General features: G+C 62.7%; 10 protein-coding genes. 6 read left to right on the top strand and 4 right to left on the bottom strand.

Annotated features, from left to right (window positions below):
- The first annotated feature begins 28 nt into the window (after window positions 1-28).
- From HWY05_RS01345 to HWY05_RS01335, 3 genes are all read left to right on the top strand, one after another.
- Complete coding sequence (locus HWY05_RS01345; RefSeq protein ID WP_035557481.1) at window positions 29-1192, top strand: epoxide hydrolase family protein; 1164 nt, start codon at window positions 29-31, stop codon at window positions 1190-1192.
- Window positions 1193-1433: 241 nt separating this feature from the next.
- A complete protein-coding gene (locus tag HWY05_RS01340; protein WP_035557471.1) occupies window positions 1434-2789 on the top strand; it encodes a sigma-54 dependent transcriptional regulator in 1356 nt (451 codons plus the stop codon).
- Window positions 2790-3152: 363 nt separating this feature from the next.
- Window positions 3153-4127 carry a hypothetical protein gene (locus HWY05_RS01335; RefSeq protein ID WP_035563250.1) on the top strand — a complete coding sequence of 325 codons (975 nt, stop codon included), beginning with the start codon at window positions 3153-3155 and terminating at the stop codon, window positions 4125-4127.
- Between the two features lie 75 nt (window positions 4128-4202).
- Here HWY05_RS01335 and HWY05_RS01330 read toward each other — a convergent pair whose 3' ends face one another.
- Window positions 4203-4976, bottom strand: a complete 774-nt coding sequence (locus HWY05_RS01330; protein ID WP_176057159.1) for a YkgJ family cysteine cluster protein — start codon at window positions 4974-4976, stop codon at window positions 4203-4205.
- Between the two features lie 299 nt (window positions 4977-5275).
- On the opposite strand from HWY05_RS01330, the gene HWY05_RS01325 reads away from it, so the two are divergent.
- Together HWY05_RS01325 and HWY05_RS01320 are read left to right on the top strand one after the other, a co-directional pair.
- Entirely contained in the window at window positions 5276-5890 is a 615-nt protein-coding gene (locus HWY05_RS01325) for an HAD family phosphatase (protein WP_176057158.1), read from the top strand.
- A 619-nt stretch (window positions 5891-6509) separates the two neighbouring features.
- Entirely contained in the window at window positions 6510-8684 is a 2175-nt protein-coding gene (locus tag HWY05_RS01320; RefSeq protein ID WP_176057157.1) for a M1 family metallopeptidase, read from the top strand.
- A 142-nt stretch (window positions 8685-8826) separates the two neighbouring features.
- Here the strand turns inward: HWY05_RS01320 and HWY05_RS01315 are convergent, their stop codons facing one another.
- From HWY05_RS01315 to HWY05_RS01305, 3 genes are read right to left on the bottom strand one after another with little or no spacing between them, the layout of a single operon-like run.
- Window positions 8827-9474 (bottom strand): glutathione S-transferase, encoded by a 648-nt coding sequence (locus HWY05_RS01315; RefSeq protein WP_176057156.1) that lies wholly within the window; start codon window positions 9472-9474, stop codon window positions 8827-8829.
- A 44-nt stretch (window positions 9475-9518) separates the two neighbouring features.
- Window positions 9519-10634 (bottom strand): alkene reductase, encoded by a 1116-nt coding sequence (locus HWY05_RS01310; RefSeq protein ID WP_176057155.1) that lies wholly within the window; start codon window positions 10632-10634, stop codon window positions 9519-9521.
- Window positions 10635-10661: 27 nt separating this feature from the next.
- Complete coding sequence (locus HWY05_RS01305) at window positions 10662-11408, bottom strand: glucose 1-dehydrogenase (protein WP_035557455.1); 747 nt, start codon at window positions 11406-11408, stop codon at window positions 10662-10664.
- A 330-nt stretch (window positions 11409-11738) separates the two neighbouring features.
- Here HWY05_RS01305 and HWY05_RS01300 point away from each other — a divergent pair, with 330 nt between their 5' ends.
- Window positions 11739-12671 (top strand): metallophosphoesterase, encoded by a 933-nt coding sequence (locus HWY05_RS01300; protein ID WP_176057154.1) that lies wholly within the window; start codon window positions 11739-11741, stop codon window positions 12669-12671.
- Window positions 12672-12690: the final 19 nt, after the last annotated feature.

The raw sequence follows: 12690 nt of genomic DNA, 5'->3' as shown, positions 1-12690 counted from the left end.
TCCCAGCCTCTTGCGGATGAGTTCCCCCATGCGGATAGACCCGTTTCACGTTGCCATTCCCGACGCCGACATCGACGATCTGCGCAGGCGGATTCGCGCGACGCGCTGGGCGCCGGCCACGCCGTCGCCCGCGTGGCAGCAAGGCGCCGACAACGCGTGGCTGCGTGAACTGGCCGCCTATTGGGCCGACGCTTTCGACTGGCGCGCGGCGGAGCGCAAGCTGAATGCGCAGCCGCAATTCCTCGCCCATGTCGACCGTCAGCGCGTGCACTTCGTGCATCGGCGCGGTGAAGGTCCCGCGCCGTATCCGCTAGTTGTGACGCACGGCTGGCCGGGCTCGTTCTTCGAGTTCCACACGCTTATCGAGCACTTGTGCAATCCGGCCGCGTTCGGCGGTGACCCCGCGGATTCGTTCGACGTCGTCGCGCCGTCGCTGCCTGGCTTCGCGTTTTCACCGGCGCCGGCTCAGCCAGGCTGTTCCGCGTTTCAGGTGGCCGACCTGTGGGCGTCGTTGATGCAGGGGCTCGGCTACGAGCGTTTCGGCGCGCAGGGCGGCGACCTTGGCGCGGGCGTGTCGGTGGCGCTGGCCGCGCGGCATCCACAGCAAGTCGACGGGATTCACCTCAACTTTCTGCCGTCCTCGTATGAACCCGCGATCGGCGCGGACCGGCAGCCGCTCACGCCCGCCGAAGAAAACTATCTGCGCTCGAAAACCGAATGGGCCACGCTCGAAGGCGGCTACGCCCACTTGCACGGCACGAAGCCGCTCACGCTGGCGGCGTCGCTCAACGATTCGCCGGTGGGACTCGCCGCCTGGATCGGCGAAAAGTTTCGTGCGTGGAGCGATTGCGGCGGCGAGATAGAGCGGGTGTTCTCGAAAGACGACCTGCTCACCGACATTTCGCTCTACTGGTACACGCAAAGCATTGGCCCGTCGATCCAGATGTACTGGGAGAACCGTTTGCAACCGATGCGCTTCGCCGCGGATCAACGCGTCGTGCCGCCAGTTGGCTTCGCGAGTTTCCCGAAGGAGATCAACCATCCGCCGCGTAGCTGGCTCGAACGAACCTTCGACGTCCAGCAGTGGACCGAGATGCCGAGCGGCGGCCATTTCGCGGCCATGGAACAGCCCGCGTTACTCGCCCACGAGATCCGCACGTTTTTCAGACCCTTGCGGCATAGCGTCAAATAGCGCGGATCTCTGTCTGGAAGAGCACAAAAAAACGCAAAAGAACGCAAAACAGCATGACCGCCGAACCATTAAATTTCGTCAGACTCGGTCTGAATGGGGGCCGTACCGCGTATCATCGACGGTCCTCACCGTATCCGGGACACACATCGGCATAGCGCATCGGCATAGCGCAGCGCCGAGGGGGCTGGGCTCGATACAGTCCAGTGCAGACAGTGCGGACCATCAAAAAACAATGCATAAAATGAAGGCCATTACGCGGCGCGTCATCTATTTCACCCGGGATCCTTCGGCGGATCTGCTCGCGAGCTTCCAGGCGCGCGAATGGAACGTCGAAGTCATCGGCTCGGTTCAGGAAGTGCGGCAAGTCATGCAGGACGGCTCGCTGGCCGGTGGCCTCGTCGATTTTTCGAGCGTGTACGAGCCGCGCGACGCGGCCATGCTCGAAGCCTGTCTGGCCTTGCCGACCATCGGCTGGGTGGCGATGGCCGCGGCCACGCAACTCGACGACGCGAATTCACGCCGGCTGGTGCGGGACTACTGCTTCGACTACATCACGCTGCCGGCCGCCAACGAAAGAATCGTCGACACCGTGGGCCACGCCTGCGGCATGATCTCGCTCGGCGAACCGGCGTTCATCGACACCGCGGAGGCCGAAGGCGAGATGATCGGCACCTGCGACGCCATGCTCGCGCTGTTCCGCTCGATCCGCAAAGTCGCCACCACCGACGCGCCGGTGTTCATTGCCGGCGAGTCCGGCACCGGTAAGGAACTGACCGCCGCCGCGATCCACGCGCGTTCGCCGCGCCGCAAGGCGCCGTTCGTCGCGATCAATTGCGGCGCGATTCCGCCGCATCTGCTGCAATCCGAGTTGTTCGGCTACGAGCGTGGCGCGTTCACGGGCGCGAATCAGCGCAAAGTCGGGCGCGTCGAAACGGCCAACGGCGGCACGCTGTTTCTCGACGAAATCGGCGATCTGCCGTTTGAGAGCCAGGCGAACCTGCTGCGTTTTCTGCAGGAAAGCACCATTGAACGGTTGGGCGGGCAGGGTTCCATCGATATCGACGTGCGCATTATCTGCGCGACTCACGTGGACATGGAAGCCGCGATCGAAGCCGGCCGGTTTCGCGCCGACCTGTATCACCGTTTGTGCGTGTTGCGGATCGACGAGCCGCCGTTGCGCACGCGCGGCAAGGACATCGAGCTGCTCGCGCTGTCCACGCTCGACCGCTATCGCAAGGACGCAAGCCGCCGGTTATACGGCTTCTCACCGGACGCGATCACGGCCATGCATCAATACGATTGGCCCGGCAACGTGCGCGAACTGATCAACCGGGTGCGTCGTGCCATCGTCATGTCGGAAGGGCGCACAATCAGCGCCGAAGATCTCGAACTGTCGAGCTACGCCACGACGCTGCCGGTGACGCTCGCGCAGGCACGCGAAACCGCCGAACGCCAGGCGATTGAACTCGCGCTGTTGCGTCATCGCGGCCGCCCCGGCGACGCCGCCCGTGAACTCAGCATTTCACGCGCCACGCTGTACCGTTTGCTGGCCGCGCACGGCATGCGCGAAGGCGTGGAAAGCGAAGCGCGCGCCTGATGTTTTCTTTCAGGTGAGTCGGCCACGCCTCACCACAGCATGACGCTGCAACGTGTCGCGCGTCACATGTCGCGCTGGTCATCGCATTGATCAGTAAGTTGTTCATGCGCGCCCAATCAGCAACCTGCAATTATTGCGCAGAGCCGCGACGCCGAAACACGATCGATTCTCGCTGCGTTATGTCTCGCTGGTTTTTGGCGGAAAGGTAATGCAAGGACGTGAAACGATTGGGCATACCTGATGCCTGCGCCCCGGTTCATCTGACTCCATCGCCGCAGATCAGTCTCACACCGATTCGACTTCCGAACAATTGCGGCAGCGCTGGAAAAAGCGAACCGTCTCTCACGCATGGTGAGGAGCAACGTGAATCTTTTTCCTTGCACGCTCGTTTATGTGGATGGTGACGCGAAGCCCGGTCCGAATTCGACGAACCGCGATCCGCTGTCGTATGTCAGCCAGGCGATCTGCCTGAACAACAGCTTGCGGCGCGTCGGCATGCCGGCGTTGACCATCATGACGAACGCGCCGGCACTCGTCGAGCAGCGGCTTGCCAGCATGCCGGCGGAGCATCGGCCGGCGGTGACGAAGCTGGCCGCGACGATCGAACTGCCGAAGAACACGCCGTTCTACGCCGCGCATTTCAAGCTCGACCTGATGGACCAGGTGGCCGCGAGTTTGTCCGAAGACACGATGATGTTGTTGCTCGATGCCGATATGGTGGCGCTGCTGCCGCTCGACCGGAATCTCGTCGAACGTTGCGCGGAAGCGGGGCTTGGCGTGTTCGATATTTCGGATCAGGTGTTTCCGGCGTATGGCAGCGAGAGCGTTGTCGAGGATCTGGAAATCGTCGCGGATCGGCGCCTGAAAAATCCGCGCTGGTACGGCGGCGAATTCCTGCTCGCCACGCCGGCTTCACTGCGTCGCCTGGTGCCGTGCGCGCGCGCCTATTACGCGCGTTATCTCAGCGAAAGCGGGCGCCTCAAACATCATGGCGACGAAGCGTTCATCTCCGCCGCGCTCAATACGCTGGTCGACGAAGGGCAGGTGCTGATCGAGGTGGGCGCCTACCAGGCCGTGGGGCGTCATTGGCCGGGCAACAACTATCGCGACGTGCGCTGGTTTCGCTGCTGCTCGTTCGTTCATTTGCCGGGCGGCAAGGCGCTGCTCGAAAAGGAAGCGCGGTTCGGCGAATTCGCGCCGGACCGTTTCTGGCGGCATATGCGCGTGGCGCATTTGCGTGGGCGTGTGCGACACGCGGTGAAGCGGATCGCCAGGATGCTGAGTGTCGGGCGGCTTGCCACGTGGTCGGCTTACGCGGTGCGCGGTGTGAAGAGTTAGACGCGCAGGCGGCGTGTCCAACCTCTCACTTTTCTCACCTGAACCTGCTTCACGCGACGCCAGCGCGCGGCGCAATCATGCCGGCTCCGCCGGGAAATAACCGTGATAGCGGAAATGCGCGTCTGAAGCGGGTTCGCTGAGGCGACCCGTCGCGCCGACCGACAGCAGCGTTTCCACCGTCACCGCGCGATTCGACACGAAGGTCCACGGCTCGGCTTCAACCAGAGCGTCCGGCGTCGTGCGAATCTGTTCGAGCGCGTTGCGCAGCGCGTCGCTGTCCGGCGCGTAGATCACGAAACCTTCGTTGGCCAGGGCCGCTTCGTTCATACCCAGCGCGAGACACAACTTCACGCGCAACGCGGCCTCGAGCTCACTCATACGGCGCGACTCGCCAACGAGTTCTCGCGTCGTTTCATCGACCAGCACGCCATGCCGTTGCAGCGGCGTGTGCTGCCAGGCTTCCGGCGGACAGCCCTTGTTTTCCGGTGCAAGCGGCACGAAAGGATTGATTTCGGCGGGATAGATCCGGCACACCAGCGGCCGCTGTTCGTAGATACGGCAGCGCATGTCGGCGTCCAGATTCGGACAGGGGCCGGCGAACGCGGCGACCAGCAGGACCGAGACGCGCACCGGCAACGTGCCGCTCATGGTCGGCGCCGAACGCGCCTTCTTGTAGGCGGCCTGTTCGTTGCCGGCTTCGGGTTCGACCGGCCATGGAATGGCCTCGCACAGCAGCTCCATCTGGCCGCCTCGCGCGAGCCACGCGGCCGCCTCGGCCAGCGTTAGCGGCAGGCGTAAATCGTGGCAGCACTTACCGCAGGCCGTGCATTCAAAGTTGATATCGTCCACCCTCTGATTCCCTCTACAAAAGTCGGTGTCGTGCTTGGTCGGGAAGGGCGCAAGATTCTGACAGCGGGTCGAAAAAAGATCTGACGGGTCGACCGCACGGCGGAATGAGGCATCCGGCGCGCGGCAAATGGCAGGTCGGGGCGATTTTTTGTTTTTTGCCGCAAGGGTGCCGAAAAACTCGTGCCGAAAAGCGGCCTGCCGACAATCGGCGGGGCACAATCGAAAACGGGCAGACGTGCGGCGTCACCGCATTATGGGCTGCCTTCATTTCTGAAAGCTTTCGAAGCGAGGCCGTCAGCATGAACGTACCGATCGCGCTGGTTCTGTTCGACATGGAGGGGGTGCTCTCGCATTACGATCGCGCCGCGCGAGTCGAGCGTCTCGCGGCAATTTCAGGTTGCACGCCGGACACGGTGCGTGACGCGATCTGGACGTCGGGTCTCGAAGGCCGCGTCGACGCGGGCCAGATTGATGACGACGACTACCTGAGCGAGTTGAGCGCGCTGCTGGCTTATCCGGTTAGCCGCGACGACTGGCTGACGGCGCGCCATGCTTCAATCACGCCGAACCTTGATGTGATCGCGCTAGCCGCGAGCGTCGCGCAACATCGGCGCATTGCGGTGCTCACGAACAATTGCCGGATGCTGGCCGAGAACATCGGTTATCTGAACCCGCCGGTGGCGCGGTTGTTTGGCCCTGACGTTTGCGCTTCGGCGTCGTTCGGTGCAGCGAAACCCGCAGCGCAGACGTATTGGCGCTGCGTCGAACAACTCGGCGTGCCGGCTGCGGAAACGCTGTTCGTCGACGACACCCAGGCCAATGTCAACGGTGCGATCGACGCCGGTTTGCAGGGCTATCTTTTCGTCGGCGCCGCCGAACTGCGCGACGAGTTCAAGCGACGCGATCTGATCTAGCCACAGGGCTCGCTCGTTCCCGCAAAACATTCCACCGACAGCCGCATCACCATGCCGCATGGCGGCGAACTCAATTGCCGGTTCAAATTGAACTCGCATTGAGCGCGATTGATGTCGGCGACGCGAATAACACATTCCAGACTCATGGGAAATTAAGTTTCCCCGTAGTGTCGGCGTGAATGCCGCGATTTAGAAGATTAACTCTCGCGATTACCTAATCCATTCGATAGGCATACGCCGAAACGCGTGCGTGAAATATTTTGAAAGAAAGTTGACATGAGAACGTCTGCCAAACTAGGCTACGCACTGTCGTCAAAACTGATCCTGCTTTGATGCACCTGCCCGGAGACGCAGGTGAGGCGCCGCTGTGCCGGTCAGGTGGGCGATTGCGTGAAAGCCGAAGAAAACGGCTCAAGCCGTCATTCTGAAAGCATTGTAATGAATTGAAGTCGTCATTTGAAAATCAGCCGTTAGTGCTGAGGGTGTAACACGTCCTTATATTCTCGCTAGCAATTCGGTGCTAGTGCGGGAGACCTTTTTTGCTGAAAAAAACAGAGAAACACAGCTCAAGTACTCATCGCACATTCTTTATGCCGATATTGTCAGTCGAGGATTAAAAATGCGTATAAATTTCCGATTGCAGATACAGTGCCTCGCACTTGCCGGAATCGTGGTTCTGGCGGGATGCGGCGGTAGCGACGGCTCGCCTTCGCCGAGCAGCAAGGCCGCGCAGCCTCCCGTCGCCGCGTCCGAAGCCGCGCTGACGCCGCCGGCCGCACCGGTCGTTGCCGATACATCGATCAACAGGAGCGTGCCGCCGGTCGAGTTGCCGGACACCGTCACGCCGATCAACTACAAGCTGTGGTTCCGGCCGAACACGGCGCTCTCGTCGTTCGACGGCCGCGCGGACGTGCAGATCAAGGTGCAGAAAGCGGTCAATGCGATCACGATTGCCGGCCACCGGATCAAGTTCACCAACGGCACGATCACGCTGCAGCCGGGCAACATCTCGCTGATCGCCACCCCGCAGGACGACGGCGATTTCTACCAGCTCCGCCCGGTCAGCGGCCAGATCGCCGCCGGCAACTACTCGCTGCATATGGAGTGGAGCGGCATCATCAACTTCAAGACCTACGACGATCCCGTCGCGAAGACCGGCGGCAGTTGCGGCGACGATCCGTATCCGGGCTGCTCCGCGGCCGAGGGCGTGTTCCGCGTCGATCTGAAGTCCACCGACGGCAGCACCAGCGGCGCGATTCTCACGCAGGGCGAGACGAATCTGTCGCGGCAATGGTTCCCCGGCTGGGACGAACCGGCTTTCCGGCCGACCTATGAGGTGAGCGCCGAAGTCCCGCAGAACTGGAACGTCGTCTCGAACGCGGCCGAAAAACCGGCGGTGAACGTGGATAGCGGCTACAAGCTGGTGTCGTTCGAGAGGACGCCGCCCATGCCGTCGTATCTGCTGTTCTTCGGCGGCGGTCAGTTCGATATTCTCGAAGACGACTTCACGAGCCCGCTGCCCGACGGCAAGGGTCTGCATCTGCGTATCTTCACGCCGCCCGGCATGCGTGACTGGGCCAAACCGGCGATGCAGCAGACCAAGCAGGCGCTCGATTACTACTATCGCTACACCGGCATTCCGTTGCCGCTCGCCAAGTTCGACACGATCGCCGCGAACGACGCGTTCAAGGACCAGAAGGACCTGAACTTCGGCGGCATGGAGAACTGGGGGGCGATTCTGGAATTCGCCGACGACATTCTGCCGCCGCCCGGCACGCCGATGTCCGACTACGGCGTGACGGTCCTCACGCATGAAGCCGCGCACCAGTGGTTCGGCGATCTCGTCACGCTCGACTGGTGGGACGACGTGTGGCTCAACGAATCGTTCGCGACGTTCTTCGAGAACAAGACCAAGGTGCGCTTCTTCCCGGACCGCTTCAACTGGGTCGACAACGTGAAGGAAAAGTACGCGGTGATCAACGCCGACCTGAAGTCGACCGCGTTCCCGGTGCAGCCGAACTTCAATGGCTGGGCGTCGAACGACTTCGTGCTGAGCGCGAGCGCCTTCACGTACAACAAGGGCGGCCACGTGCTGAAGATGCTGGAGAACTATCTCGGCGAAGACGTGTTGCGTAAAGGCCTGCAGTCGTATCTGGCCGATTACTCGCTCGGCAACGGTACGCCGAAGCGCCTGTGGGACGAACTGAGCAAGGCGAGCGGGCAGCCGATGGGCGCGATCGGCGATAGCTTCGTGCGGCAAACGGGGGTGCCGTTGATCTCGCTGGATACCCAGTGCGATCTGACGACCAACCAGACCGTCGTGACGTTGAAACAGTCGCCGTTCCCGAACCAGAACCCGTATCCGGGCACGCAGTGGACGATTCCGTTGACGCTCGCTTATGGCGACGGACTCACGTCGCGCAAGACGATTGCGCTGAAGGACACGCAAACCCAACTGCGGTTGAACGGCTGTTCCGCGGTGCTCGCCGATCCGAGCGGTCTCGACTACTACGTGACCAACTACAGCAACACCGCGTGGAGTCAGTTGCTCGCGCAGGGTAATGCGCTGAAGGATCCTGTGCTGCTGACGAGCCTGCAACTGGAGGCGAAGTTGCTGGTGAAGAACGGCCTGGCCGATCCGTCGCGTGCCACGAGTATCGGTTCGCTCAGTCCGACGGCCGCACCGCTCGCGCGTCAGATGCTGATGACGGCGCCGACCACGCAGTCGCAACGTCCGACGATCCGCTATCAGGGCAAGTTCCGGCTGAAGCCGCAGGCGCAGCAGGGGCAATAAGCGGTAGGAGTGAGTAGCAGGGTGGCCCGCATCGCAATGCAGCGAAGCAGCACGATGCAGCAATACAGCGAAGCGGGCCATTGTTCCAGCCTGATTGTCGACGTCGCCTCGAACGAGGCGACGCTTCACGCGCGCCGATCCATCAAGCCGCGGCACTGGCTCGCGCCGATACACCGTCATACCAGCGCTTCACCGACTGCAACGCCGTCGGCACGGGCAGATCGATCGCCTTGGCCGCGAAATCGATCGTGACCAAGGCGGTAATGTCGGCCACCGAGAAAAGATCACCCGCGACGAACGCCGTCTTTTGCAGGCGCTCGTCGAGATCCGCCAGAAAATTGACGGTGCGCTGCCGGCTGCGTTCTACAAGCTCGGGAATCTGCGCGTAATCGTGCGGCCCGGCAATCGCGCGGCCCTTCAAACCCGCCGCTAGATTGCGGATCGCTTCCATCACCGACGCGAAACCCTCCTGTTCCACGCGCCGGTCCCACATCGCGATCAACGCTTTGTCTTTCGCGGTGGTGCCGAGAAGCGGCACGTCCGGATAGATGTCTTCGATGTAGCGCTGAATCACCGGCACCTCGCCGATCGACGTGCCGTCCGCGAGCACCAGCGTCGGGACGACCCGCCGTGGGTTGATCGCGCGATAGGCGTCGCCGTGTTGTTCGCCTTTGCCGAGGTCGACCGCGACGAGCGGGACCGTGAGGCCTTTCTCAGCGAGAAAGACGCGGACACGGCGTGAATTCGGCGACGAAACGCCGTGGTACAGCGTCAATGTTTCGGTTGTCATGACAGGCTTCCTTTGAACGATGTTGAAGATGCCGAACGCGCGCGTTAAGCCGCGACGCCTTCCGCGTAAGTGGAAAAGTCGAGATAGCCGCGTTCGTCGCCACCCCAGAACGCTTCGCGGTTGTACTGAGTCAGTGGCTGTCCGAGCCGGAAACGCTCGGGCAAATCCGGGTTCGACGAAAACCACCGGCCGAATGCCACCAGGTCGGCGTCACCGCGTTGCAGAATCTGCTCGGCGCCGTCGCGATCGAAACCACCCGCGGCGATGATCGGTCCGCTGAAAAACCGGCGCAGGAACGCGGACGCAACCGGCGTTTGCCCCTCGACCAGCGTTTCCGTGCCCATCACGCGCGGTTCGATCACGTGCAGATACGCGAGACCGTACTCGTTTAGCCGTTGCGCGAAGTAACCGAACGTCGCTTCCGGATCGCTGTCCGAAATGGCGCCCCACTGGCCGCTCGGCGACACCCGCACGCCGACGCGATCCGCGCCCCACACCGAAGCGAATGCCTCGACGGCTTCGAGCGAAAAGCGCGCGCGCTTCTCGAGCGTGCCGCCGTAGGCATCGGTGCGTCTGTTGGTGCCGTCCTGCAGGAATGTATCGGCGAGGTATCCGTTGGCGTTGTGCAATTCGACACCATCGAAACCGGCATCTTTCGCACGCGCCGCCGCGTCGCGGAACGAGCGGATCAGCGCGGGAATTTCGTCGAGTTCGAGCGCGCGGTGCGGCGAGTTCGGCACCCAGCCGTTCTGCGTGAACACGGTCGTGTCATAAGGCACCACCGACGGCGCCACCGGCGCATTGCCCCAGCTCAGGTCGACGTGCGATTGCCGGCCGTCGTGCGCGATCTGCATGACGATGCGCGCGCCGCGTGCGTGGACCGCGTCGGTGATCTTGCGCCACGCGTTGACGTGCTCGTCGGTGTAGATGCCGGGCGCGCCGAGATAGCCGCGGCTGTCGTATGACGGATGCGCGCTTTCGGTAATCATCAGGCCGCCTGCGGACGCGCGCTGCCGGTAGTACTCGACCATCATCGCGCTGGGGCTGTCGTCCGGATCGGCGCGCAGGCGCGTCATCGGGGCGAGGACCACGCGATGGGACAACGACATCGGCCCGACGTTGGCCGGCGACAGCAGTTTCAGTTCGGAAGAAGCGTTCATTTTTTTAGCCCACGTTATGGAATGGATTCAGCCTGCGGTCTTGCCGCCATCGACGCTGACGATCTGCCCCGTCACGAACGACGCGGCTTCCGAGGCAAGAAAGACGATTGCGCGCGCCACGTCATCCGGCTTGCCGATCCGGCCGAGCGGCACCTTCGCCGCGAGCGCCGCCTTGTTTTCCGGCGTGCCGGTGAAACGGTCGAGCATGCCGGTGTCGGTCGGTCCCGGCGCAACCGCATTCACACGCACGCCGAGCGACGCGACTTCGAGCGCGGCGGATTTGGTCATGCCTTCCACCGCATGCTTGCTGCCCGCGTAGACCGACGCGAAGGCGGCGCCTTCATGACCGTAGGTCGACGACACGTTCACCACGCTGCCGCTCTTTTGCGCCGACATCACGCGCAGTTCGTGCTTCATGCTGAGCAGCGTGCCGAGCACGTTGGTATCGAACGTGGCGGTGTAGCTCTCGGCGGTCTGGTTCGTGATCGCGCCGGGTTGGCCTTCTGTGCCGGCGTTGTTGACGGCGGCGTCGAGGCGGCCGAAGCGGGCGACCGTCTGGTCGACGAGGCTCGCCACTTCTTCATCGCGGCGCACGTCGGCCTGGATGAAGTGGGCATCCGCGCCGAGATCGCGCAGTTCCTGTTCGAGTGCGCGGCCCTCGGCCGCGCGGCGACCGGAGACGACGAGGCGGGCGCCGCTTTGCGCGAAAGCGACGGCGGTGGCGCGGCCGATGCCGGTGAGTGCGCCGGTGATCAGAATGACGGGCTGGTTCATGTTCAACTCCTGACGGGTATGTGTTTGCGGTATGGGGCCGACCTGTTCGCCGTCGCGTTCGGTACGTTGCGAGTGGCGTCAAATCGTTGGCTTGAATGCAATTTAGTGGTTCGGCAGCCGGAGGAAAAAGACTTTATAAGCTGGTAGGCATGCTCAAAAGGCATGGGAATAGCGAGGTAAAGACAATTGGTCGAGCTCGCCGGGGCGGCGCGCAGTCAATAAGTTGGAATAAAACCGACACCCCGCCAGTCATGCGTGACGAACCGAGTCGCGACACCCGCCGGATGATCCGGTGGTCCGTTCGCGAGTCTTTACACTGAGGTGGTCACCATGTCGTCACATCAACCGTTCGACGCGTCACGTCGCAACGCGCTCAAATGCCTGGCATTCGGCAGCGTGGGCACCGTGTTCGTGCTGGCAGGCGGGATTCTCACGCCCATGGAACTGGCGCTCGCCGCCGACGCGAAAACGTCCGGCGTGCCGCTCTTCCTGCAGATCAGCGACTCGCATATCGGCTTTAACAAGGAGGCCAATCCGGACGTGGCGGGCACGCTGAAGCAGACCATCGACTTCGTCAACGCGATGCCGGTGAAGCCTGCGCTGACGATTCATACGGGCGATATCACGCACCTGTCGCGGCCCGCGGAATTCGATCTCGCCGCGCAACTCATGTCCGGCCTGAACATCACCGAGCTGCACACGGTGCCCGGCGAGCACGACGTGACCGACGGCACCGGCACCGAATACTTCAGCCGTTTCGGTCAGGCTTCGGACAACAAGGGCTATTACAGCTTCGATCATCAGGGCGTGCATTTCGTCGCGCTCGTCAACGTGATGCATTTCAAGCCGAACGGTCTGGGCGGTCTCGGCGACGACCAGCTCGCGTGGCTCGAAAACGATCTGAAAGGACGCTCGTCCAGCACACCGATCGTGGTGTTCGCGCACATGCCGATGTGGACAATTTATGAACCGTGGGGCTGGGGCACCGGCGACGCGGGCCAGGCGATGAGCTACCTGAAGCGCTTCGGCTCGGTGACGGTGCTCAACGGGCACATTCATCAGATCGTCTCGAAGGTGGAAGGCAACATCACGTTCCACACCGCGCGCTCCACGGCTTATCCGCAGCCGACCGCGGGCAACGGCCCCGGTCCCGGCCCGCTGATGGTGGCGAGCGACCAACTGCCCCGAATGCTCGGCGTGACCCGCATCAAGATCGCGCACCATCCGCTCAAGGCAACGCTCGACGATACGACGCTGGTCTGATCCAGCGCACTTTTCAGAT

Source organism: Paraburkholderia sp. BCC1876 (genome assembly GCF_902833695.1).
In the GTDB taxonomy this organism is placed as follows: Bacteria; Pseudomonadota; Gammaproteobacteria; order Burkholderiales; family Burkholderiaceae; genus Paraburkholderia.
This window is presented reverse-complemented; position numbering and strand designations above follow the sequence as displayed.

Coding starts and splice junctions, on each gene's coding strand:
- HWY05_RS01345 (WP_035557481.1), top strand. CDS start 29: ATGCGGATAGACCCGTTTCACGTTGCCATTCCCGACGCCGACATCGAC.
- HWY05_RS01340 (WP_035557471.1), top strand. CDS start 1,434: ATGAAGGCCATTACGCGGCGCGTCATCTATTTCACCCGGGATCCTTCG.
- HWY05_RS01325 (WP_176057158.1), top strand. CDS start 5,276: ATGAACGTACCGATCGCGCTGGTTCTGTTCGACATGGAGGGGGTGCTC.
- HWY05_RS01320 (WP_176057157.1), top strand. CDS start 6,510: ATGCGTATAAATTTCCGATTGCAGATACAGTGCCTCGCACTTGCCGGA.
- HWY05_RS01315 (WP_176057156.1), bottom strand. CDS start 9,474: ATGACAACCGAAACATTGACGCTGTACCACGGCGTTTCGTCGCCGAAT.
- HWY05_RS01310 (WP_176057155.1), bottom strand. CDS start 10,634: ATGAACGCTTCTTCCGAACTGAAACTGCTGTCGCCGGCCAACGTCGGG.
- HWY05_RS01305 (WP_035557455.1), bottom strand. CDS start 11,408: ATGAACCAGCCCGTCATTCTGATCACCGGCGCACTCACCGGCATCGGC.
- HWY05_RS01300 (WP_176057154.1), top strand. CDS start 11,739: ATGTCGTCACATCAACCGTTCGACGCGTCACGTCGCAACGCGCTCAAA.